This is a genomic window from Chromobacterium sp. Panama (genome assembly GCF_003052555.1).
Taxonomy (GTDB): domain Bacteria; phylum Pseudomonadota; class Gammaproteobacteria; order Burkholderiales; family Chromobacteriaceae; genus Chromobacterium.
The window spans coordinates 1199345-1222157 of record NZ_QARX01000001.1; the positions used below are offsets into that span (position 1 = coordinate 1199345).

A 22813-nucleotide genomic window follows, 5' to 3' on the forward strand; every position below is an offset into this window, starting at 1 on the left:
CGGGGACGAGATGAAACAGGCTATCTTTGGGCTGGTGTTGAGCTGTGCCTTGTTGTTGACGGCGTGCGGAGGAGGGGGCGGCGGGGTCGGCAGCGTCGCGCCGCCGGACAATGGAGGATCGACGGCCAATTCGGTGACGCTGACGGTAGACAGCGGGCCGGTGGCCAATGTTTATCAGATCAATATGCCCTATGTGTCGGTGACGGTGTGCGCGCCGGGCGGTAGCCAATGCCAGACGATCAGCCGGGTGCTGGTGGATACCGGCTCCAGCGGTTTGCGCCTGTTGGCCAGCGCCGTGAGCGGATCGACGCTGGGCAGCCTGCCCGGCGTGACGTCGAATAGCCGGCAACTGGCGGAGTGCATGCAGTTCGCAAGCGGCTTCACCTGGGGCAGCGTCCGCTACGCCGATGTCAAAATGGCCGGCAAGACGGCGTCCTCCCTGCCCATCCAGATCATCAGCGACCCGGCCTACGGCTTCATCCCGGGCGCGTGCAGCGGGACGGGGAGTAATTTGGGCAGCGTGTCGGTCCTGGGGGCCAACGGCATTCTGGGCGTCGGCCTGCGGCAGCAGGATTGCGGCAGCAACTGCGTCAACTTTAGCAATAACGGCTTTTACTACACCTGCCCCACCGCCTTGACCTGCCAGCAGGCGCCGGCGGCCGCGGCCTTGCAGGTGTCCAATCCCGTGGCGGCCTTCGCCGGCGACAATAACGGGGTGATGCTGCAATTGCCGGCGGTGGCGATCAGCGGCGCGCCCAGCGCCGCCGGAACGCTGTACTTCGGTGTGGGCACGCAGAGCAACAACGCTTTGGGTTCGGCCAAGGCTTTTCCCACTACGCTGGACGGCAATGGCGTGGACGCGATCACGACCAGCTATAAATCGCTCAACTACAGCAGCTTTCTGGATAGCGGTTCCAATGGGCTGTTTTTCGCCGATGCCACGATCGCCACCTGCGTGGTGGGCAGCAGCACCTGGTTCTGCCCCGGCGGCACCGTGAATCTCAACGCCACCTTGAGCGGCGGCGGCAACAGCAGCGCGGTGGGCTTCAATCTGGGCAATGCTGGAACACTGTTGTCGCAAGGTTACTCCGCTCTGCCTGCGGTGGGCGGGCCGGCCAGCGGCTTTCTTAGCAGCTACTTTGACTGGGGCTTGCCCTTCTTTTACGGCCGCAAGGTGTATATCGGCCTGGAAGGGAAGGGCAATCCGTTAGGCAGCGGGCCGATGTTCCTGTTTTGATAAGGCTTTGCGGGTTTCTTGCAACGCAATATAAAGCGTCCTATATCTGGATAGTCATCTCGATGACTTCTCCTTTGTTGAAATTAGCAATCTGTACGCCCGGCGAGCGCCGGGCTTTTTTTTATTCGCGCCGGCGGGGCCTCCGAGTCTCCGGCTAGAATAGCCGCTTCATGCTTTCTCGAGTTTGCTTATGTCCCGTTTGCTCGCAGTCGATCTGGCGAAATCCTATCGTTTATTGAATCATGGCCCCACGGTGTTGGTGTCCAGCGCGGCCGGGGAGCGCAGCAATGTGATGGCGGCGGCCTGGGCGATGCCGCTGGATTTCGATCCGCCCAAGGTGGCGGTGGTCATCGACAAGGCGACCCATACCCGGGAGTTGATCGAGGCTTCGGGCGAGTTTGTGCTTAATCTGCCTTGCCGCGCCCAGGCCGCCGCGGTGTTGCGGGCCGGCGGCGCCGACGGCAGGCAGGTGGACAAGTTCGCGCATAGCGGCCTGAGCCGGATCCCGGCGCAAGAGGTGGCCGCGCCGCGCGTGGACGGCTGCATCGCCTATCTGGAGTGCAAGGTGATCAGCGAGCCGCTGAACCAGCAGCGCTATGATCTTTTCATCGGGGAAGTGGTGGCGGCGGAGGCTGACGCGGAGGTGTTTGCCGACGGCCATTGGCGTTTCGACGACGAGGCCAAGCGCAGCTTGCACTATATCGCCGGCGGCGCTTTTTTCGCGACCGGGGAGGCTTTTGAAGTGGGAAAGTGAGGCGAGGGCGATAAAAAAGCGGCCGTGACGGCCGCTTGGTCTTATGCGCGCGTTGCGCTCAGCGCCATTCCACCAGCGCGTAATTCTTCTTGCCGCGCTTGAGCAGGGTGTAGCGGCCAAACAGGCGCTCGGCGTCGCCGAAGCGCTGCTCCAGGCTGTCGGCCTTGTCGCCGTTGACGCTGACCGCGCCGCTCTGGATGAAGGTGCGCGCCTCGCTCTTGGATTTGGCCAGGCCGCCGGCAGCCAGCGCGTCGATCAGGCTGTCGGCGTCGCGTTCCAGCTGGATGCTGGGCAGGCCGTCTTGCGCCAGTTGGGCGAAGTCGTCGGCGGTGAGGCTGCTCAGATCGTTGTTGAACAGGCTTTGGGTGATGCGCTGCGCCGCCTCCAGGGCGGCCGCGCCGTGCACCATGGTTGTCATCTGCTCGCCCAGGATGCGCTGGGCTTCCGGCTTGCCGTCACGGGCCTGGTCGGCGGCCTCGAGCGCGGCGATTTCTTCCAGCGACAGGAAGGTGAAGTAGCGCAGGAATTTGTACACGTCGGCGTCGGCGGTGCCCAGCCAGAACTGGTAGAAGGCGTAAGGCGAGGTCTTCTTGGCGTCCAGCCAGATGGCGCCGGATTCGGTCTTGCCGAACTTGGTGCCGTCGGACTTGGTCACCAGGGGCACGGTCAAGCCGAAGACCTGTTGCTGTTGCAGGCGGCGGGTGAGGTCGATGCCGGCGGTGATGTTGCCCCACTGGTCGGAGCCGCCGATCTGCAGCTTGCAGCCGAAGCGACGGTTCAGCTCGGAGAAGTCATAGCCTTGCAACAGGCTGTAGGAGAACTCGGTGAAGGAAATGCCCTGGTCTTCGCGGTTGAGGCGCTGCTGCACCGATTCCTTCTTGATCATCGCGTTGACCGAGAAATGCTTGCCGATGTCGCGCAGGAAATCCAGCGTGTTCATTTGGCCGAACCAGTCGTAGTTATTGGCCATCAGCGCGGCGTTGTCGCCTTCGAAGCTGAGGAAGGGTTCGACTTGGCCGCGGATCTTCTCCACCCAGCTCTGGATCACGTCCGGGGTGTTCAGCTTGCGCTCGGCGGCCTTGAAGCTGGGATCGCCTATCATGCCGGTGGCGCCGCCCACCAGCGCCACCGGGCGATGGCCGGCCTGCTGGAAGCGACGCAACATCAGCACCGGCACCAGGTGGCCCAGGTGCAGGCTGTCGGCGGTGGGATCGAAGCCGCAATAAAGGGTTACCTGCTCCTTGCTCAGAAGTTCTTCCAGCGCAACGGCGTCCGTGGTTTGCGCAATCAGGCCGCGGGCCTGCAGATCCTGAATCAGGGGGGCATGGTTCATTTATCGGGTCTCCAACAACAGGGTGATGCGCGGCAATGGCGGAATGAACGCGCCGCCGCAAAAAGTTAGGCCGCCCGTTGGCGGGCGGCGTAGCCGGACTCGCCAGGCGAGCCCAATCAAGGATATTAACCGAAAACCGGTGGTTTTTGCCCCCTTTTTGTCGGTAGAATCCGGACAAAACCCCATTTGGCTTAGGGTTTGTCCCGCCGGCACGGTATCATCATGTTGCAATGCATTAATTCGGGTACGCCTGAGCGGGCGAGTTTTGGATTCAAGGAGTGAAAGCGCAATGACGCAAATGGTAAAAGTGTGGGATGTTCCCACTCGCTTGTTTCACTGGACGCTGGTGATTCTGTTCGGCTGCATGTGGTATAGCGGCGAGCAGGGCGGCGATTGGCTGCAATACCATATCTGGTTCGGCTCCTGTCTTGCCAGCCTGTTGCTGTTTCGTTTGATCTGGGGCGTGATCGGCAGCCAGACCGCGCGTTTCAGCAACTTCATCAAGGGGCCGCGCAACATTGTCCGCTATCTGCGCGGCGAGCTGAGCGAGAACGAGCAGCCGGGTCACAATCCGCTGGGCGGCCTGATGGTGCTGGCGATGTTGCTGGCCTTGCTGGCCCAGGTGAGCACCGGCCTGTTCGCCGCCGACGTCGACAGCTATCTGTACGACGGCCCGTTGGCCAAGCTGCTGAGCGGCGACATGGCCGAAGCCGCGACCTCGTTTCACAAGAGCTTTTTCAATGTGATTCTGGGCCTGGTCGGTCTGCACTTGCTGGCCATCATCGCTTACCGGGTGTTCAAGAAGAACAATCTGGTCAAGGCGATGATCACCGGCAACAAGGCCATCGCCGGCGATGTGCCGCGTTTGGCGTTCGCGCCCGCCATCATCGCGCTGGTGGCCCTGCTGGTGTCCAGCGGCGGCATCTACGTGCTGTTGACGCGTTTGTAAGCGGCGGACCGCGGCGTCAGCGGGGCGAAAAGGGCGGGCATCCGCCCTTTTTTCATGGGTGTCGCTTATTTCTCCGGACCGCGGAAAGCGTCGTGACAGGCTTTGCAGCTTTGCGCCACCGCGCCGTAGCTTTTCTTGATGGCGGCGAGCTCGCCGCCGCGGGCGCTCTGTCCCAGATCGGTGACCGATTTCAGGAAAACGTCCTTGTCGGCCTGAAACTTGGCGGGCTGGCTCCAGATTTCCGGTTTGGCGCGGCTCTTGCCGCTGATGCTGTTGGCGGGGAAGTGATTGAAGGGCTCGGCGGCGATCTGTTGCAAGGCGTCGGCCTGACGGATGAAGGCGTCCTTCCGGTACGGATCCCGGCCGCGCACCACCGCGCCCATGGGCTCGAAGGCTAGCAATATTTTCTTGAAGGACTTGGTGCGGGTTTCGGCCGGCGTGTCGGCCAGCGCCAGCGGCGCCGCGACGGCGCCCAACAGCAATACGGTCAGCAGTTTTTTCATTCCGGGGTCTTCGGGGGTGGGGTCTGGCTGGGGGTGGGCAAGCAAACAGCCCGCTGGCGGGCGGGCTGCTGGGGTCGCGACGCGACGGGGCTCAGTCCTTGCGGAAGGCGTCGTGACAGGCCTTACAGGTTTTCTGGGTGGCGCCAAACTGCACCTTGATCGCGCCCAGATCGCCGGCGGCGGCCACTTGCTTCAGTTTGGCGGTGGCGGCCTTGTGGTTGTCGATGGCTTTTTGCCATTCGGCGGGCTTGCTCCAGATTTCCGGCTTGGCGTCGGTCTTGCCGGCGGTGCTGCCGGCCGGGAAGTGCTGCCACGGTTTTTGGGACAGGGCTTCCAGTTCGCCGGCGAGTTTGGCGAACTCGTCTTTGTTGTAAGGGGTTTCACCCTTCACCATCTTGCCCATGCCGCCTACAACCGGCTTGTATTGCTTGAAAACATCCTGGCGCTGCGCGATGGGATCGGCGGCGAAAGCCTGCCCGGCGAATACGGCGGCCACCACGGCCATCATCAGTGTTTTCATGTTATTTCCTTATATGAGCGATGAGGGATAAGCCATAAGCCTATCATGGACATTCTGGAGCACAAAGCTACCACGACCGACGGCCATGATAAACCGATGAATGATTAATCCTTGTGAATTCGATATGTTATACAGTAACATTGCGTCCTGATTAAACAAGCGGGTGTCCTGCATGGACCATCAAGCCTATCTGGCCGCGGCGGAGCGGCATTGCGAACGGCGCGGCAGCAAACTGACCGCATTGCGCCGTCAGGTGCTGGAGCTGGTGCTGCGTTACAGCGGGGTGGTCAAGGCTTACCAGGTTCTGGCGGATTTGCAGCAAGAGCGCGGCGCCGCCGCGCCGCCCACCGTCTACCGCGCGCTGGATTTCCTGGTGGAGCACGGTCTGCTGCACAAGGTGGACGCCTTGAACGGCTTCATCGTCTGCGATCATTTCGAATGCCAGCACGAAGGGCTGATCCTGGTCTGCGGCGATTGCGGCCAGGTGCAGGAGATCGACGCCGCGCCGGCCTTGAGCGCGCTGCGCCAGGCCGCGCAAGCGGTGGCTTTTTCCCTGTGTCCGCAAAACCTGGTGCTGACCGGCCGTTGCCAGTCTTGCAGCGCCTGAATCCAAGAATTCCCTGATCCATGAAAAAAACCATAGTCAATTTGTTCACCGGCTTTCTCGGGGTGGGCAAGACCACGGCGTTGCGCCATTTGATCGATCGTCGTCCCGCGCATGAAAAGTGGGCGATCATCGTCAACGAGTTCGGCGAGGTCGGCATCGACGGCGCGGCGCTGAGCCAGGACGAGCTGGCGGTGGCGGAAATCGCCGGCGGCTGCCTGTGCTGCGTGGCTGGACCGCAGATGACCGCCACGGTGGCGACCTTGCTGCGCCGCGAACGCCCGGACCGTCTGCTGATCGAGGCCAGCGGCCTGGCGCACGCGGCCGGCGTCATCGACGAGCTGCGCGCCAAGCCCTTGGGCGAGGCGCTGGAGGTGGGCGCGGTGCTCACCCTGGTGGACCCGCGCCAGTTCATTCAGCCGGACTATCATCGCCAGCCGCTGTACCGCGACCAGATTTCCATCGCCGACGTGCTGGTGGCCAACAAGATCGACACCGCCGATGTGCCGACGATGGAGGCTTTCCGCCGGCAGGCGGCGGCCTTGTTCCCGCCTAAGTCCTTGGTGGGCGAGGTGCGCAACGGCGAGCTGGATCCGGCCTGGCTGGACGCCGCCGCCGCGCCCAAGCCGCGTTACCGGCCGGCGGTGCCGGACGATGCCGCCACGCAATGGCGTTCCATGGGCTGGACTTTCGAGCCGGAGCAGGCTTTCGACGGCGAGCGGCTGACCCGTTTCTTCGATGAGCTGCCCGCCTTGGTGCCGGGCCTGGTGCGCGCCAAGGGCGTGTTCAAAGTGCTGGACAGCTGGGTGTGGCTGAACTGGGCGGCCGGACAGTGGGGCGCGGCCCAGGTGTCCTGGAGACGCGATAGCCGCTTCGAACTGATCGCCGAGGATTTTGACGCCGCCGCGATCGAGAACACCTTGCGGAGGTGCTTCGAATGACGCCCAAACATCAACACACACACACGCACCGGCACCTGACGCCGGACAATTTCAAGGCGCCGTTCAGCCTGCTGGCGCTGTCGGCCTGGCAGCGGCTGGGCCTGGCCGGCGCCGCGCTGGCGGTGCTCTGGTTCTTGGTGATCTGGGCTTTGCGGGAGGCGGCATGAGCGTCAGCCTGCAGAACCTGACGGTTTCCTATCAGCGCCATCCGGCGGTGCATCATGTCAGCGGTTGTTTCGCCGCCGGCGATGCCACCGCCATCTTCGGCCCCAACGGCGCCGGCAAGAGCACCTTGCTCAAGGCCATGATAGGCGCGTTGAAGCCGGACTCCGGCTCGGTGCAGCTGGGCGGCTTCCAGCGGCGGGATATCGCCTATCTGCCGCAGCAATCGGAGATCGACCGCTCCTTGCCGGTCAGCGTGCTGGACCTGGTGTGCACCGGGCTGTGGCACGACACCGGCGTGTTCGGCGGCGTCAGCCGCCGCGGCCGCGACCAGGCCTTGCTGGCCTTGGAGCAGGTGGGGCTGGCCGACTTCGCGCTGAGGCCGATCTCGGCGCTGTCCAGCGGCCAGTTCCAGCGCGTGCTGTTCGCCCGCATCCTGGTGCAGGACGCGCGGCTGATCCTGTTGGACGAACCGTTCAACGCGGTGGACGCCAAGACCACTTACGATTTGTTGGAGCTGGTGCGCCATTGGCGCGAGGAAGGCCGCACCGTGGTGGCGGTATTGCATGATTATGAGCAGGTGCGCGCGTATTTCCCGCACACCTTGCTATTGGCGCGCGAAGTGGTGGCCTGGGGCGATACCGCCGAGGTGTTGTGCGACGCCAATCTGAAACGCGCGGTGGACACCGCCGCGCATTGGCAATCCCAGGCCGCGGTCTGCGAAGTGGATGGAGCGCAAGCCTGATGCTGCACTTATACGATTTACTGGTGGCGCCGTTCGCCGAATTCGCCTTCATGCGCCGGGCGCTGGTGGGCTGCCTGGCCCTGGCCTTGGGCAGCGGCCCCATCGGCCTGTTCCTGGTGATGCGGCGCATGAGCCTGATGGGCGACGCAATGAGCCACGCGGTGCTGCCCGGCGCCGCGGTGGGTTTCATGATGGCAGGTCTCAGTCTGCCGGCGATGAGCTTGGGCGGTTTCTTCGCCGGCGTGCTGGTGGCCTTGCTGGCCGGCCTGGCCACGCGTTTCACCAGCATCAAGGAAGACGCCAGCTTCGCCGCCTTCTACCTGCTGTCTTTGTCCATCGGCGTCTTGCTGGTGTCGCGCGGCGGCAGCAATGTGGACTTGATGCACATCCTGTTCGGCTCGGTGCTGGCGGTGGACGATGCGGCGCTGTACCTGGTGGCCGGCGTCGCTTCCTTCACCCTGTTGGCGCTGGCCTTGATCTACCGCCCCTTGCTGCTGGAAAGCCTGGACCCGGTCTATCTGCGCGCCGTGGGCGCGCGCGGCGGCCTGTGGCACATGCTGTTCCTGATGCTGGTGGTGCTGAACCTGGTGGCCGGTTTCCAGGCGCTGGGCACCCTGATGGCGGTGGGTCTGATGATGTTGCCGGCGATCACCGCCCGCTTGTGGACCGAGCGCATCGAGGCCCTGCTCGGGCTGTCGGTGGCCATCGCCTTCCTGGCCGGCCTGGGCGGCCTCTTGCTGTCCTATCACTTCGAACTGCCTTCCGGGCCGGCCATCATTCTGCTGGCGGGCCTGGTCTATCTGCTGTCGCTGCTGTTGGCGCCGGTGGGCGGGGCTTTGCCGCGCTACATCCGCGCCCGGCATCTGGAATCCTGAACCCTTGATAAGGAAGTCGCCGATGAAGAAATCAATCATGGCCCTGTTGTTGCTGGGCCTGCCCTTGTCCGCCTGGGCCAAGCTGCCGGTGGTCGCCAGCTTCAGCATCGTCGCCGATATGACGCGCGAGATCGGCGGCGATCGCGTCGAAGTCTCCTCGCTGGTGGGGCCGGATCAGGACGCCCACGTGTTCCAGCCATCGCCGGCCGACGTCAAGAAAGTGGCCGCCGCCAAGCTGCTGGTCACCAATGGCCTGGGCATGGAAGGCTGGATGGTTCGGCTGAGCAAGGCCGCTCATTTCAAGGGCGTGCAAGTGGAGGCGGGCAAGGGCATCAAGACCCGCGAAGCGGAAGACGAGGATCACCACGGGCACGACCACGGCCATGCCGGGCATGACCACGGGGCCGTCGATCCGCACGCCTGGCACGATCCCAAGCGCGTGCTGACCTATATCCGCAATATCGAGGCCGGCCTGAGCCAGGCGGACCCGGCCGGCAAGCCGGAGTACGCCCGCCGCGCCGCCGACTACGCGGCCAAGGTGAAGGAGATGGACGCCTGGGCGGCCAAGGCCTTCGCCGCCGTGCCCGCGGCCAAGCGCAAGATGCTGACCTCGCACGACGCCTTCGCTTATCTGGGCGAGCGTTACCAGCTGCAAGTGCTGGCCATCCAGGGCGTCAGCACCGAGTCCGAGGCGTCGGCCAAGGCGGTGGCGCGGCTGGTGCGCCAAGTGCGGCAGGAAAAAGTGGCGGCGGTATTCATGGAGAACATGACCGACAAGCGTCTGTTGGAGCAGCTGGCGCGCGAGGCCAAGGTGGCGATAGGCGGCAAGTTGTACGCCGACGCGCTGTCCGGCCCGTCCGGTCCGGCGCCCAGCTATTTGGCGATGTTCCGTTACAATGTGGACACCATTTTGAAATCGTTCAAATAAGCGTCCGCAGCAACTGCCAGGCGCCGATGCCCGCAACGACCAGTCCCGCCGTCAGGCGGACTGGTCGTTGTTGCATCCAGCGGCGCAGGCTGTCGGCGAAAGCGCCCATCAGCAGGAGATTGGGCAAGGTACCGAGCCCGAAGGCGAGCATGGCCAGCGCGCCGCCGGACGCGCTGCCGGTGGCCAGCGCCGACAGCGAGGCGCTGTAAACCAGGCCACAGGGCAGCCAGCCCCAGACCATGCCGGCCAGCAGCGCGGCTTGCGGCGAGCGGACCGGCAGCAGGGGGCCCAGCAGCGGCTGCAAGCGCCGCCAGATCGGCGCGCCCAGCCGTTCGATCAGATTGACCGCGCCGGACAGGCCGGCCAGGTACAGGCCCATGGCCACCAGCATCAGGTTGGCCAACAGCGCCAGCGCCAGTTGCAGGCCGCGGATGTCCAGCAGAGCGAGGCCGGTGGCGGCCAGGCCGCCCAGCAGCGCGCCTATCAGCGCGTAGCTGCCGACGCGTCCCAGATTGTAGGCCAGCATGATGCGCCAGCGGCTGGTCTCGGGGGGCAGATTCAGCGTCAGCGCGGCGACGATGCCGCCGCACATGCCCATGCAGTGGCCGCCGCCCAGCAAGCCCGCCAGAAACAATATCCACCCGCTCGTTTCAATCATGCCGCAACCTGTCTCAGAAAGCTCTATGGTAACAGAGTGGCGGCTCGCGCTTGCGCGCGCGGCGGTCATATTTGCTTTTGGCATTTATTGCCTTTATCAAAATTTTACTTGGCATCTCCTTAAAGAAAGTTATAAAAAAAATGATGGTCTAGCTGGCCGACTACTGGTCAAAAGGTCAGTTTGCAATGAGAATGCTGCTTTGGCTTCGGACCTATGCGCAATGGGTCCCCCGCTGAGGATCCAGGCGCTCGACCTGGTCAAAACATATGCATTAGCGATGTAATCCATGGGGATAGAGTGAGGAAAATATGGCCAAGTATCTGACACTTGAGCGGCTGGGCCAGTCAGCGATCGTGACTCTCAAAAACGCGCCGGCGAATTTGCTGACCACGGAGAGCCTGAATGAGCTGGCTACGACGATGCGGTCGCTGGATGCGGATCCGGCTGTGCGTTCGGTGGTGTTGACCGGGGCGGGCGACGCGTTTTTTTCCGCCGGCGCCGATTTGAAGCAATTCGCGTCCGGCGACGCGGCCGAGGCGGACAAGGTGTTCGACGCCTTCGCCGGCGCTTTGCGCAGTTTGCAGCAGTACCGCGGCGTCACGGTGGCCGCGATCAACGGCTACGCCCTGGGCGGTGGTCTGGAATTGGCGTTGGGCTGTGATTACATGGTGGCCGAGCGCGGCGCCAAGCTCGGGCTGCCGGAAGCCAAGGTGGGCATCATCCCGGCGGCGGGCGGCACCAAGACGCTGGCGGACAAGGTGGGCGTTTCCTGGGCCAAGCGCATTATTCTGGGCGGCGAAGTGGTGACGGCGGAGAAGGCCCTGACCATCGGGCTGATCGAGGAAGTGGTGGACCAGGGCTTCGCCAAGATCGTGGCGATCAGCCTGGCCAACAAAGTGGCGAACCAGGCGCCGGGCGCGGTGGCCGCCGCGCGTAGGCTGATCGAGGAGAGCGGCAATCTGACGCTGGCTCAGCATCTGGAGCGCGAGCGCGCCGCGGTGCGCCAGCTGATGGGCAGCGCGGAGCAGATCGAGGGCGTCAGCGCCTTCATCGCCAAGCGCAGCCCCAGCTGGGTCGAGTCCGGCGATGATTGAACGGTCCGCGTCCCATGCAAAACCGCCTGCCGCCGTTTCGGCCGCAGGCGGTTTGTTTTGATGCCCGCATCTGTTCCGCCGGGCCGGGCGGGTCAGCGCAGTTGGCGCAACAGGAAGGCGTATTCCATGGCCGCGATATCGGCTTCCTGTTGATGGTTGGCGGCGGCGCCGTGCCCGCCCTCGGTGCGCTCGAAATACTGCACCGGGGCGCCCATCGCCTGCATGGCCGCGAACATTTTGCGGGCGTGGCCGGGATGAACCCTGTCGTCCAGCGTCGAGGTCATGAACAGGGTGGCCGGGTAACGCGCGTCCGCTTTCAGGTTCTGATAGGGCGAGTAACGGCGGATATAAGCCCAGTCTTCCGGTAAATCGGGGTTGCCGTACTCGTCCATCCAGCTGGCGCCGGCCAATAAGCGGTTGAAGCGGCGCATATCCAGCAGCGGCACCTGGCAGACCACGGCGTTGAACAGCTCCGGACGCTGGGTCAGCATCACCCCCATCAACAGGCCGCCGTTGCTGCCGCCCTTGATGCCCAGATGACGGGCGTCGGCCACGCCGCGTTTGGCCAGATCTTCCGCGATGGCGGCGAAGTCGTCGTAGGCGTTCTGGCGCAGCTGTTTGCGCGCCGCCTCGTGCCAGGCCGGACCGTATTCGCCGCCGCCGCGGATATTGGCCAGCGCGTAGACGCCGCCGCGTTCCAGCCAGGCCTTGCCCAGCGCGCCGTTGTAGCGCGGGGTCAGCGACACTTCGAAGCCGCCGTAACCATACAAGAGCGTGGGGTTGGAGCCGTCCAGCTTGATGTCTTTGCGGCTGACCAGGAAATAGGGCACGCGGGTGCCGTCGCGAGAGGCGGCGAACCACTGTTGGATGCGGTAGGGGCCGGCGTCGAAAAAGCCGGGCTGCTGTTTCAGCGTCCGGCGCTCATCGCTGCCGGTTTCGGCCAGGGCCAGCGTCGGCGGCGTCAGAAAATCGGTGAAGCTGTAGAAGTAGCGGTTGTCGCGGTCGGGATCGACCGCGCGCACGCTGATGCTGCCGAAGCTGGGCGTGGCCACCGGGCGCGACCGCCATTGGCCGTCCACGACCTTCCATTCCATTAAGCGACTGCCGACATTGTCCAGCATGGTCAGCAGCAAGCTGTCGCGAGTGGACGTCTGCTCCGCCAGCGAGACGGCGGCGCTGGGCTCGAACAGGGGGCTGAAGCCGCGTTCGCCGGCCAGGTAGGCGTCGGCCTTGATGGCTAGCAAGGAGCCGCCGCGCCAGGTCTTGCCGCCAGCGGTCCAGTCTTGCTTGGGCGTCAACAGCAGCCAGTCGCCGAAGAAATCGACGCCGACATGGTCGGGCTTGTCCAGCTTGCGCCATTTTCCATCCACCAGCAGCCGCGCCTCGGTGCTGAAGAAAGTGGGCGCGCGCGTGATCAGGTCGTAGCGGCGGCCTTGGGCGTCTATCCTGGCCGCGTGCACGGCGACGTCGGCCTGCTGGCCTTCGAACACGGTTTGCGCTTCGGCCAGCGGCTGGCCGCGGCGCCAGGTCTTGACGATGCGGGGATAGCCGGAGTCGGTCAGCGACCCGGGGCCGAAGTCGCTCATCACATAAAGGGTGTCGCGGTCCTGCCAGCTGACTTCGCTCTTGGCTTCGGGCAGTTGGAAGCCGTCCTTGACGAAGGCCTTGGCGGCCGGGTCGAATTCACGCACCACCGCGGCGTCGCCGCCGCCGCGGCTTAAGCGCAGCAGACAGCGTTCCTGATCGGGGCGCAGGCAGTCGGCCCCTTGCCACACCCAGTTTTCCCCCTCGTCCTTGGCCAAGCGGTCCAGGTCCAGCACGGTTTCCCATTGCGGCGCGGCCTTACGGTATTCGTCCAGCGTCGCGCGTCGCCACAGTCCGCGCGGGTGGTCTTTGTCGCGCCAGAAGTTGTAGTAGAGCCCGCCTATCTTCTCCACGGAGGGGATGCGGTCGTTGGAGTCCAGGATAGTCAGCAGTTCGCGGCGCAGCGCCGGGTAGTCGGTTTGCCGGCCGAGGTTCTGGCGCGTGTTTTCGTTTTGGCTGCCGACCCAGGCCAGCGCTTCCTTGCCTTGAATCTCCTCCAGCCATAGATACGGGTCTTGCGCGGCGTTCGCCGCGGCGCAGAGCGCGAGCAGGGCGAAGGACAGTGGGGTGCCTAAGGTTTTCATCCGGACGGGTTTCCCTTAATTCAGCCAATGGCTGTAGACAGTGGATTTGTTTTGATGTGTCCGAATACTGTAACGTCCGAGAATTTGTTTGTCATCAAGCGCCGCGCGAGCGGAGAAGACGAACGGCGGCCATGTCCAGACGTGGCCGCCGTTGGCGGGGAGGGCGAGGGGCGGGGCCTTGGCAGCCGTTCACGGTAGGCTGCGCGGCCTAGGGCGCGACTCGGTGCGTGCCGCATTCGGAATGCTCATGCGTCCCATGAGCAAGGCCGCTTTTTCAGCGCTGGCTTTCACCAGGTCGCGCCCCTGCGCGCGGCTTTGAACAGGCGCTTAGCAGCCGTCCAGCCCGCACATCGGCGGCAGCTCGGCCGAGCCTGAGAGGGTGGCGGCGCCGAGTTGCGCCAGGTGCTGGCTGAACATGTCCGGCTTGCCCAGATAGGAGCCCAGATCCAGGGCTTGGAAGCGGCCGTCCACTTCCAGCGCCGCGGACGGGAAGCCGCGCAAGCCCAGGCGGGTCATCAGCCGGCGGCTGTGGTCTATATGCTCGACGCTGCGCGCCAGACCGCCGGCGTAGGCGTCGGCGAAGCGGTCGGCGGACACGCCCAATTCGGCCGCTAGCCGGGCGAGCACCGCGACGTCGGCGATCTCAAGCCCGTGCAGGTAATGAGCGGCTTGCACGCGGGCCAGCATGGTCTGCGGCGCAATGCCCAGTTCCGGCGCGGCCAGGACGGCGGCGATGGGCGGCGTCGAGTCCAAACGCGCCTCGCTGCGCAGCAAGCCGTCGAAGTAGGCGTCGCCGAAGGGCTGGCCGCTGAGGGCGGCGATGCGGTGATCGTGCGGCATCACGTAGCCGCGCCACTCCAGGTTCACGCGGCGGTTGTGCGGCGCGCTGAGCATGCCGCCGCCGTGCAGCGCCAGTTCGACTTCCGGCCGCGCCGCGGCCGCCAGCAGCAGCGGCGAAGCGCCGTAGCACCAGCCGCACAGCGGATCGTAAAAGTAGTGCAGCCGGATCGTGGAGGCGCTTACCATTTCATCTCGCCCTTATTGACCTTGGCGCCGATCTCCAGCGACATGTCTTCGCCCGCTTGCGGGAAGGCTTGCTTCATCGCCTGGATCAACTGGGCGCTATTGGCCGATTTGGCCAGATTCAGTTCGAACTGCTGCAAGTACCGGCGGGTGAAGCGCACGGCGCTCAGATCGGTTTTGTCGCCCGCCTGCATGTGGCCGGGGACTACGATTTCCGGTTGCAGCGCTTCCATTTCGTCCAGCTGCTTGATCCAGGCCTGGCGTTCGGCCGGGCTCTGGGTGTCCGCGGTCCAGACGTGCATGCTGGGCGCGGTGACGCCGACATTGCCGACAATCGCGCGCAGGGACGGAATCCACACATAGCCGCGGTGCGCCAGCACGCCGCGCGCGCCCTTGATTTCCAGCGCCTTGCCTTCCAGTTCCAGACGTTCGCCTTTCAGCGCTTCGGGCAGCAGCGGCGCGCTGGGCGCGTTGACGCCCATTTGCGGGCCCCAGTAAGCGAGCTTGCCCTGGATATTGGCCTTGATCTTGGCCAGGGTCAGGCCGTTGCTGAGCACTTGGGCCTGCGGGAAGATCTTCTTCAGTTCGGCGGCGCCGAAGTAGTAGTCGGGATCAGCCTGGCTGATATAGATGGTTTTCAGTTGCTTGCCGCTGTCCAGCACCTTGGCGGCGATGCGGTGGGCGTCGGCGCGGGTGAAGCCGGTGTCGATCAGGATGGCGTCTTTCTCGCCGCTGACCAGGACCGAGCTGACATTGAAGCTATTGCCGTCGGCGTTGTAGATGGACAGTTTCAGCGGCGCGGCGACGGCGGCCGTTGCCGCCAGGGTCAGGGCGCCGGCGATCAGGGTTTGGCGGAACATCGATTCATTCTCCATATGGCCCGGCTTCTATCGCCGGCGGTGAGTAGGCTGGATTTCGACGCTCACTATAAAACGCGCGCTTAATGGGAATAAACCATCTAAATCGCAATAAATTGTTGCTTGTTCCGATCTAATTGGTCGGAGCCTCAGGGGCTTTCCATCGTCTACTCAGGCGCTGGGCCACGACGGGGGAGGGGATGGACGCTTGTTCAGACCGGCTCCAGGGATCGCGAGCAAGGGCGAGAGCTTGGGCGGCGTCTTAGACAGTTGCAGCCAAGACGGACTGAATGGGCTATGTTTCAGCCATAAAAGCGCGGAGGCCGGAATGTCGGATGGGCGCTGTAGGCGATGGCCCTGTTCTTGCTTGATGTTTGATGCGCCGCGGCATGCAATTTTTGTCGACTTGGGGCGCTATTTTGGGAGATTGTATCCATTCGAATCGCGAAAGCGAGCGAATGTTGTAATACGAATTCTTTGATGGGCGTCTTTTCGAAAGCGAACATATTTTGCGCCGAAGCATGATCAAAATCTGAAAAACGACCTGCTGGCCCAGGGTTTTCCTTTATCCGGAGAAATTCAAAATTTCTTTGGCCGGTTTCGTCTTGTTTTTTGAAAAAATGCATGAAAAACAATGTGTTATATTGTTTTTAAATGGGCTTGATTTGGTGCCGTTTTAACCAATCTTTAAGATTGACAGTCGCTGGAATCCGCCTACATAATCCGTTCGCCTGTCTGACAGAATCCAAATAATCAAGGCTCGTCCGGGCACTCAAGAACAGGCAGCAGCCAATAAGAGGGGAAACCCCGCAAGCTGCCGGTCGTCAATACAAAGGAGATCTCCCAACGTGGACATTTTTCTGCAACAAATCCTGAACGGTCTCGTTCTGGGTAGCATTTATGCGTTGATCGCATTGGGCTACACCATGGTGTACGGGATCATGGGGCTCATCAACTTCGCCCACGGCGAAGTGGTGATGTTCGGCGCCATGGTCACCATCTCCGTCGTCAACGCCTTGTCCGGTTCCGGCCTGCCCGGTCCCGCCCTGGTGCTGATCGGATTGCTGGTGGCGATTGCGGCCTGCATGCTGCTGGGCTTCACCGTAGAGCGCATCGCTTACCGTCCGCTGCGCGGCAAGCAAAGACTGGCGCCGCTGATCACCGCGATCGGCCTGTCCATCGTGCTGCAGCAGGTGGCCATCCTGATCTGGGGCCGCAACTACATTCCCTTCCCGCAAATCCTGGACCACGACGTGGTGTCCTTCTTCGGCGCCAGCATCACCAAGCTGCAGATCACCATCATCGTACTGTGTCTGGTGATCATGGCAGGCCTGCTGCTGATGGTGGAGCGCACCAAGCTAGGCCGCGCGATGCGCGCCACCAGTCAGAACCCGGCGGTGGCCGGCCTGATGGGCGTCAACGTCAACACCATCATTTCCGCCACCTTCGTCATCGGCTCCAGCCTGGGCGCGGTGGCCGGCGTGATGGTGGCCACCAACTACGAGCAAGCTCATTACTATATGGGCTTCATGATAGGTCTGAAGGCCTTCACCGCCGCAGTGCTGGGCGGCATCGGCAATCTGGGCGGCGCGGTGGCCGGCGGCTTGCTGCTGGGCATCATCGAAAGCCTGGGCGCCGGCTATATCGGCACGCTGACCGGCGGCTTCCTCGGCTCCAACTATCAGGACATCATCGCCTTCATGGTGTTGATCATGGTGCTGATTTTCCGTCCGTCCGGCCTGCTGGGCGAAAAGATGGCCGACCGTGCCTGATCCTGGAGACGACATATCATGACCATGGCACTCAATATCAACAAGATGGACACCGGCAAGAAAGTCGGCCTGTTCGTGCTGTCCGCGGTGGCGATGGCGGTACTGCCTTTCCTGGTGGGCGGCCTGCTGGGCAACTCCTGGGTCCGCATCGTCGACTTCGCCTTGCTCTACGTGATGCTGGCGTTGGGCCTCAACATCGTGGTGGGCTTCGCCGGCTTGCTGGACCTGGGCTTCATCGCCTTCTACGCGGTGGGCGCCTACACCTTCGCCTTGCTGGGCTCGCCGCATTTCGGCCTGCATCTGCCGTTCTACATCACCATCCCCTTGGGCGCGGTGCTGGCGGCTTTCTGCGGCATCTTGCTGGGCACGCCGGTATTGCGGCTCAAGGGCGACTATCTGGCCATCGTGACGCTGGGCTTCGGGGAGATCGTGCGCATCTTCATGAACAACCTGAACACCCCGGTCAACATCACCAACGGCCCGCAGGGCATCAACCTGATCGATCCGATCAAGGTGGGCGGCGTATCGCTGGGCGAGACGATGGAGCTGTTCGGCCTGAGCTTCCACAGCGTTTATCTCTACTACTATCTGTTCCTGGCCCTGACCGTGGGCGTGGTGATCATGGCCTGGCGCCTGCAGCATTCGCGCATCGGCCGCGCCTGGGTGGCCCTGCGCGAAGACGACATTGCCGCCGCGGCGATGGGCATCAACATCCGCAACATCAAGTTGCTGGCCTTCGCCTTGGGCGCCTTGTCCGGCGGCGTGGCCGGCGGCCTGTTCGCGTCCTTCCAGGGCTTCGTGTCGCCGGAATCGTTCAGCTTGCTGGAATCCATCATGATTCTGGCGATGATCGTGCTGGGCGGCATGGGTCACATCCCGGGCGTGATTCTCGGCGCCGTGGTGCTGACCATCGCGCCGGAGATCCTGCGCGAAGTGATAGGCCCGCTGCAGATGAAAACCTTCGGCAAAATGCTGATCGATCCGGAAAACGCCCGCATGCTGTTGTTCGGCTTGGCGATGGTGGTGATGATGCTGGTGCGGCCGGAGGGCATGTGGCCGTCCAAGCGCCGTAAAGCCGAGTTCCGTGACGATAGAGAAGCCGCAGGGCAGAAAGGTTGAGCCATGGCTGAAGTTTTGCTGAAGATAGAAGGCATCCATAAACGCTTTGGCGGCCTGCACGCGCTCAACAACGTGGCGCTGACCATCAACAAGGGCGAGATTTACGGCCTGATCGGCCCCAACGGCGCGGGCAAGACCACGCTGTTCAACGTGTTGACCGGCTTGTACGTGCCGGACGAAGGCGCGTTCGAGTTCGATGGCCACAATCTGTTCCAACAGAAGCCGCACGTGGTGGTGGCCGCCGGCATCGCCCGCACCTTTCAGAACATCCGTCTGTTCGCCGAAATGACGGCCTTGGAAAACGTGATGGTGGGGCGTCACATTCGCTCCAAGGCCGGCGCCTTGGGCGCGGTGCTGCGCGACAGACGCACCATGGCTGAAGAAAAGGCGATCACCGACAAGGCCTGGGAACTGCTGGAATACGTGGGCATCGCCGATGTGGCGCATGAGCGCGCCCGCAACTTGTCCTACGGCCATCAGCGCCGGCTGGAAATCGCGCGCGCGCTGGCCACCGAGCCCAAGCTGCTGGCGCTGGACGAGCCGGCCGCCGGCATGAACCCGCGCGAGACCGAGGAACTGAAGACCCTGATGTCCAAAATCCGCGCCGGAGGCGTGACGGTGCTGCTGATCGAGCACGACGTCAAACTGATGATGGGTTTGTGCGACCGCATTGCGGTGCTGGACTACGGCAAGAAGATTGCCGAAGGCGTTCCCGAAGAGGTGCGCAAGAACCCGAAAGTGATTGAGGCCTACCTGGGAGCGGCACACGCATGAGCATTTTGGAAGTCAAAGACCTGCAAGTGGCCTATGGCGGCATTCAGGCGGTCAAGGGCGTCGATTTTCACATCGAGCAGGGCGAGTTGGTGACCCTGATCGGCGCCAACGGCGCCGGCAAGACCACCACGCTGAAAACCCTGGTGGGCATGGTGAAAAAATCCGGCGGCAGCATTCGTTACGACGGCAAGGACATCTCCACCATCGCGCCGCACAACTTCGTGCGCCACGGCCTGGCCATGGTGCCGGAGGGCCGCGGGGTGTTCGCCAAGCTGACGGTGGAAGAGAACCTGCTGATGGGCGCTTATTATCGCGACGACAAGGCCGCGATCCTGAGCGAAGCCGAGCGGGTGTACGAGTTGTTCCCGCGCCTGAAGGAGCGGCAGAAGCAATTGGCCGGCACCTTGTCCGGCGGCGAACAGCAGATGGTGGCCATGGGCCGCGCCATGCTGTCCAAGCCCAAGCTGCTGCTGCTGGACGAACCGTCCATGGGCCTGGCGCCCATCATCGTGGAGAAGATCTTCGAGATCATCCAGATGGTGGCCAAGGAAGGCGTGACCATGCTGCTGGTGGAGCAGAACGCCAAGCTGGCGCTGGAGGTGTCGCAGCGCGGTTATGTGATGGAAAGCGGCCGCATCACCATGAGCGGCCAGGCCAAGGATCTGCTCAACGACGAGCGCGTGCGCAACGCCTATCTGGGCGAGTGAGTTCGCCGCGCGTCGCCAAACCCCGGACTTGTCCGGGGTTTTTTGTTTTCAGAGCGCGGCGTCGATGGCGGCTTGCAACATGGCCTGCACGCCCGGATGCTGCAGCCGGCGGCGGTTGGCGATGGCGTAATAATGCTCCCAGACCCCGTCGACCTCGCCCAGCGCCTGCGGCGCGTTCGCGTCGCCGGCGCTGGGTGCCGTGCTGGGAAACAGGCCGAAGCCTTGGCGGCCGAAGGCGTCCAGCAAGGCGCCGTCGTCGAACTCCGCGACGATGTCCGGCTTGATCCGACGCTCCTCGAACCACTGGTCCAACTGGCTGCGCAGCACATGGTGGCGGCTGGGCAAGAGCATGGGCGCCTGGTTCAGGCTGGCGGGGAAGCCTTCGGCGTAGCGCCGCCACAGTTCGGCCGCGCCGGCTATCATCACCGGGCAGCGCATCAGCAGCCAGGATTGAAAAGGCTGCGATCCGCCGGCCGCCATCGGGCGGTCCGCCAGCACCACGTCCAGCCGGTGGCGGGTCAGGTCGGCCAGCAACTCGTCGAAATCGCCCTCGCCGCATTGCAGCCTGACCTTGGCGTCCAGCCGCAGCGCCGGTTCCAGCAGCTTGAGCGCGATGGCCTTGGGCAGCACGTCCGAGATGCCCGCCGCCAGACGGATGGTCTTGTCCAGCTGCGCGTCTTCCAGCGTTTCCTGCAATTCCTCGCCCAGCATGAAGATCTGATCGGCGTAGCGCAGCGTCACATGGCCGGCCTCGGTCAGAACCAGCTGGCGTCCCTGTTGTCGGAACAAGGTTCGCTCCAGGCTCTGTTCCAGCCGCGAAATCTGGCCGCTGACGGTTTGAGCGCTGACGCCCAATTGTTCCGCCGCGCGGGTGACGCCGCCGGCGTGGGCGACTGCCCAGAAGTAATGCAGATGCTTGAAGTTGATCCGTTCGGACATAATGGTTCGAAAAAACTTGATGTATTTTCTGATTATATTTGATTTTTTCCGAGGGACGCAGCGTCTAGAATGCACTGTGTCGGGCGTTCCTCGGAATGCCGTCGAATTCAACGCAAGGGCCAACACCATGAAACGAGTCATCCTATTAATCGCCACCAACATCGCCGTGATGGTGGTGCTGAGCATTGTGGTCAGCTTGTTGGGGCTGAACCGCTTCATGACGGGCAACAGCCTGAACCTGGGCACGCTGCTGGGCTTCGCCGCGGTGATGGGTTTTGGCGGCGCCTTCATCTCGCTGATGCTGTCCAAGACCATGGCCAAGTGGAGCACCGGCGCGCGCGTGATCGAAACCCCGAGCAACGACACCGAACGCTGGCTGGTGCACACCGTGCGGAAGCTGGCCAGCCGCGCCAACCTGCCGATGCCGGAAGTGGCGGTGTACGAGGGCGAGCCCAACGCCTTCGCCACCGGCCCGAGCAAATCCAACTCGCTGGTGGCGGTGTCCACCGGTCTGCTGGCCTCGATGACGGAAGAAGAAGTGGAAGCGGTGCTGGCGCACGAAATCGCCCATATCCAGAACGGCGACATGGTGACGCTGACGCTGATCCAGGGTGTGGTCAACACCTTCGTGTTCTTCCTGGCGCGCGTGGTCGGCTATCTGGTGGACAATTTTTTGCGCCGCAACGACGAAGAATCCAGCGGCCCGGGCATTGGCTATATGGTCACTGTGATCGTCTGTGAGATCGTGTTCGGCATCCTGGCCTCCGCCATCGTGATGTATTTCTCGCGTCAGCGCGAATTCCGCGCCGACGCCGGCGCGGCCACCCTGCTGGGCGGCGCGCGTCCCATGGTCAACGCCTTGCGCCGTCTCGGCGGCGTCGCCGCCGGCGACCTGCCGCAGAATATGGCGGCCTCCGGCATCTCCGGCGGGCGCGGCGGCCTGATGGCGCTGTTCTCCAGCCATCCCAGCATCGAGGAGCGCATCGGCGCGCTGGAACACGGTCGTTAAGCTTTGATCCGCCTCCGCGGCAGCGGAGGCGGCTGATGTGAATTCAGGCCCCGGGGCGGCTCGCTCGGCCCGGGGCCTTTCTATTGCCTAAAGGAATGCTTATGGAATGGTTGAGCGCCGGCTTCGCCGGCTACCCCTTGTGGGTGTGGTTGATGTTCATGGCGATTGTGCTGGCTCTGCTGGCTTTCGATCTGGGCGTGCTGCACAAAGAGGAAAAGGAGATCGGGGTCAAGGAAAGCCTGATGCTGTCGGCTTTCTACATCGGCGTCGGCCTGGCCTTCGGCGGCTGGATCTGGTGGTATCAGGGCGCGGACGCCGGCATGCAGTACCTGACCGGCTATGTGGTGGAGAAGTCGCTGTCCATGGACAACGTCTTCGTGATGTCGCTGATCTTCTCCAGCCTGGCGGTGCCGCGCTTGTACCAGCACCGGGTGCTGTTCTGGGGCATTCTCGGCGTGATCGTGATGCGGGCCTTGATGATAGGCCTGGGCGCGGCGCTGGTGGCGCAGTTCCAGTGGGTGCTGGTTTTGTTCGGCCTGTTCCTGATCGCCACCGGGATCAAGATGCTGTTTTCCGACGACGAGCACGCGCCCATCCAGGAAAACCGCATGTACCAATGGCTGCGCGGCCACCTGCGGCTGACGCCGGACTTGCACGGCAAACAGTTTCTGGTGCGCGGCGAGGCGCATGGCTTGGCTCGCGGCTGGTGGGCGACGCCGCTGCTGTTGGCGCTGATCATGGTGGAGAGCGCCGACCTGGTGTTCGCGGTGGACAGCATCCCGGCCATCTTCGCCATCACCCAGGACCCGTTCCTGGTCTACACCTCCAATATCTTCGCGATCCTGGGCCTGCGCGCGCTGTACTTCGCGCTGGCGGCGATGGTGCATCGCTTCCATTATCTGAAGTACGCCTTGTCGCTGGTATTGGTGATGATAGGCGTCAAAGTGGGGCTGGTGTTCTTCAACGACGTGGGCTGGGTGACGTTCAAGATCCCCACCGCCTGGTCCTTGGCGGCGACGCTGGGCCTGCTGCTGGCGGGCGTGCTGTATTCGCTGCACAAGACGCGCGATCAGAACCCCAACGATTGAGGCGGACGCATAAGTTCGCGCCGGAGCAGGGCTCCTGCGGGCAAGGGAAACCGG

General features: G+C 63.5%; 25 protein-coding genes. 16 read left to right on the forward strand and 9 right to left on the reverse strand.

The genetic code is table 11. The annotated features are described in order from the left end of the window. Positions 1–10: 10 nt before the first annotated feature. Positions 11–1237 carry a DUF3443 domain-containing protein gene (locus tag DB032_RS05595; protein ID WP_107798597.1) on the forward strand — a complete coding sequence of 409 codons (1227 nt, stop codon included), beginning with the start codon at positions 11–13 and terminating at the stop codon, positions 1235–1237. 190 nt (positions 1238–1427) lie between these two features. Then, complete coding sequence (locus tag DB032_RS05600) at positions 1428–1991, forward strand: flavin reductase family protein (RefSeq protein WP_107798598.1); 564 nt, start codon at positions 1428–1430, stop codon at positions 1989–1991. A gap of 58 nt (positions 1992–2049) precedes the next feature. On the opposite strand, the gene tyrS is transcribed toward DB032_RS05600, so the two are convergent. After that, positions 2050–3324: a tyrosine--tRNA ligase gene (tyrS, locus tag DB032_RS05605; RefSeq protein WP_107798599.1), complete on the reverse strand. Its 1275-nt coding sequence runs from the start codon at positions 3322–3324 to the stop codon at positions 2050–2052. Between the two features lie 289 nt (positions 3325–3613). Here tyrS and DB032_RS05610 point away from each other — a divergent pair, with 289 nt between their 5' ends. Beyond that, positions 3614–4273 carry a cytochrome b/b6 domain-containing protein gene (locus DB032_RS05610; protein ID WP_107798600.1) on the forward strand — a complete coding sequence of 220 codons (660 nt, stop codon included), beginning with the start codon at positions 3614–3616 and terminating at the stop codon, positions 4271–4273. Between the two features lie 65 nt (positions 4274–4338). Here the strand turns inward: DB032_RS05610 and DB032_RS05615 are convergent, their stop codons facing one another. Then, positions 4339–4776, reverse strand: coding sequence for a cytochrome c (locus DB032_RS05615; RefSeq protein WP_107798601.1), 438 nt, complete (start codon positions 4774–4776; stop codon positions 4339–4341). Positions 4777–4867: 91 nt separating this feature from the next. Then, positions 4868–5296, reverse strand: coding sequence for a cytochrome c (locus DB032_RS05620; protein ID WP_107798602.1), 429 nt, complete (start codon positions 5294–5296; stop codon positions 4868–4870). Positions 5297–5468: 172 nt separating this feature from the next. Here DB032_RS05620 and DB032_RS05625 point away from each other — a divergent pair, with 172 nt between their 5' ends. Genes DB032_RS05625 through DB032_RS05645 form a run of 6 tightly spaced genes read left to right on the forward strand, consistent with a single transcriptional unit; the run spans position 5469 to position 9551 of the window. Then, a complete protein-coding gene (locus DB032_RS05625) occupies positions 5469–5903 on the forward strand; it encodes a Fur family transcriptional regulator (RefSeq protein ID WP_019101166.1) in 435 nt (144 codons plus the stop codon). 20 nt (positions 5904–5923) lie between these two features. Beyond that, positions 5924–6841 carry a GTP-binding protein gene (locus tag DB032_RS05630; protein ID WP_107798603.1) on the forward strand — a complete coding sequence of 306 codons (918 nt, stop codon included), beginning with the start codon at positions 5924–5926 and terminating at the stop codon, positions 6839–6841. Then, the gene (locus tag DB032_RS24080) at positions 6838–7008 is read left to right on the forward strand and encodes a hypothetical protein (RefSeq protein ID WP_158274248.1); all 171 of its coding nucleotides are present in this window, start codon (positions 6838–6840) and stop codon (positions 7006–7008) included. The genes DB032_RS05630 and DB032_RS24080 overlap by 4 nt, the downstream gene beginning before the upstream one ends. Further along, positions 7005–7748: a metal ABC transporter ATP-binding protein gene (locus DB032_RS05635; protein ID WP_107798604.1), complete on the forward strand. Its 744-nt coding sequence runs from the start codon at positions 7005–7007 to the stop codon at positions 7746–7748. The genes DB032_RS24080 and DB032_RS05635 overlap by 4 nt, the downstream gene beginning before the upstream one ends. A 2-nt stretch (positions 7749–7750) precedes the next feature. Beyond that, a complete protein-coding gene (locus DB032_RS05640) occupies positions 7751–8623 on the forward strand; it encodes a metal ABC transporter permease (RefSeq protein ID WP_199225997.1) in 873 nt (290 codons plus the stop codon). A 22-nt stretch (positions 8624–8645) separates the two neighbouring features. Then, positions 8646–9551, forward strand: coding sequence for a metal ABC transporter solute-binding protein, Zn/Mn family (locus DB032_RS05645; protein WP_107798606.1), 906 nt, complete (start codon positions 8646–8648; stop codon positions 9549–9551). On the opposite strand, the gene DB032_RS05650 is transcribed toward DB032_RS05645, so the two are convergent. After that, the gene (locus DB032_RS05650) at positions 9544–10209 is read right to left on the reverse strand and encodes a sulfite exporter TauE/SafE family protein (protein ID WP_107798607.1); all 666 of its coding nucleotides are present in this window, start codon (positions 10207–10209) and stop codon (positions 9544–9546) included. The genes DB032_RS05645 and DB032_RS05650 overlap by 8 nt on opposite strands. Before the next feature lie 308 nt (positions 10210–10517). Here DB032_RS05650 and DB032_RS05655 point away from each other — a divergent pair, with 308 nt between their 5' ends. Continuing rightward, positions 10518–11303 carry an enoyl-CoA hydratase gene (locus tag DB032_RS05655; RefSeq protein ID WP_107798608.1) on the forward strand — a complete coding sequence of 262 codons (786 nt, stop codon included), beginning with the start codon at positions 10518–10520 and terminating at the stop codon, positions 11301–11303. Between the two features lie 92 nt (positions 11304–11395). On the opposite strand, the gene DB032_RS05660 is transcribed toward DB032_RS05655, so the two are convergent. The 4 genes from DB032_RS05660 to DB032_RS23545 form a co-directional block, all read right to left on the reverse strand. Continuing rightward, complete coding sequence (locus DB032_RS05660) at positions 11396–13471, reverse strand: prolyl oligopeptidase family protein (RefSeq protein WP_107798609.1); 2076 nt, start codon at positions 13469–13471, stop codon at positions 11396–11398. 327 nt (positions 13472–13798) lie between these two features. Further along, on the reverse strand, positions 13799–14497 hold the full coding sequence (locus tag DB032_RS05665) for a DsbA family protein (RefSeq protein WP_107798610.1): 699 nt from the start codon (positions 14495–14497) through the stop codon (positions 13799–13801). Then, positions 14491–15354 carry an MBL fold metallo-hydrolase gene (locus DB032_RS05670; protein ID WP_107798611.1) on the reverse strand — a complete coding sequence of 288 codons (864 nt, stop codon included), beginning with the start codon at positions 15352–15354 and terminating at the stop codon, positions 14491–14493. The genes DB032_RS05665 and DB032_RS05670 overlap by 7 nt, the downstream gene beginning before the upstream one ends. Before the next feature lie 299 nt (positions 15355–15653). Then, entirely contained in the window at positions 15654–15977 is a 324-nt protein-coding gene (locus DB032_RS23545) for a hypothetical protein (protein ID WP_146176583.1), read from the reverse strand. 222 nt (positions 15978–16199) lie between these two features. Here DB032_RS23545 and DB032_RS05675 point away from each other — a divergent pair, with 222 nt between their 5' ends. The 4 genes from DB032_RS05675 to DB032_RS05690 are packed head-to-tail and all read left to right on the forward strand — an operon-like array spanning position 16200 to position 19723. Continuing rightward, positions 16200–17123, forward strand: a complete 924-nt coding sequence (locus DB032_RS05675) for a branched-chain amino acid ABC transporter permease (RefSeq protein WP_107798612.1) — start codon at positions 16200–16202, stop codon at positions 17121–17123. Positions 17124–17141: 18 nt separating this feature from the next. After that, on the forward strand, positions 17142–18242 hold the full coding sequence (locus DB032_RS05680; protein ID WP_107798613.1) for an ABC transporter ATP-binding protein: 1101 nt from the start codon (positions 17142–17144) through the stop codon (positions 18240–18242). 3 nt (positions 18243–18245) lie between these two features. Continuing rightward, positions 18246–19016 (forward strand): ABC transporter ATP-binding protein, encoded by a 771-nt coding sequence (locus tag DB032_RS05685; RefSeq protein ID WP_107798614.1) that lies wholly within the window; start codon positions 18246–18248, stop codon positions 19014–19016. Then, entirely contained in the window at positions 19013–19723 is a 711-nt protein-coding gene (locus DB032_RS05690) for an ABC transporter ATP-binding protein (protein ID WP_107798615.1), read from the forward strand. The genes DB032_RS05685 and DB032_RS05690 overlap by 4 nt, the downstream gene beginning before the upstream one ends. A gap of 48 nt (positions 19724–19771) precedes the next feature. Here the strand turns inward: DB032_RS05690 and DB032_RS05695 are convergent, their stop codons facing one another. Continuing rightward, entirely contained in the window at positions 19772–20662 is an 891-nt protein-coding gene (locus tag DB032_RS05695; protein ID WP_107798616.1) for a LysR family transcriptional regulator, read from the reverse strand. A 127-nt stretch (positions 20663–20789) separates the two neighbouring features. On the opposite strand from DB032_RS05695, the gene htpX reads away from it, so the two are divergent. Next, positions 20790–21671, forward strand: a complete 882-nt coding sequence (htpX, locus tag DB032_RS05700; RefSeq protein WP_107798617.1) for a protease HtpX — start codon at positions 20790–20792, stop codon at positions 21669–21671. Positions 21672–21772: 101 nt separating this feature from the next. After that, positions 21773–22759 carry a TerC family protein gene (locus DB032_RS05705; protein WP_107732454.1) on the forward strand — a complete coding sequence of 329 codons (987 nt, stop codon included), beginning with the start codon at positions 21773–21775 and terminating at the stop codon, positions 22757–22759. Positions 22760–22813 lie beyond the last annotated feature (54 nt).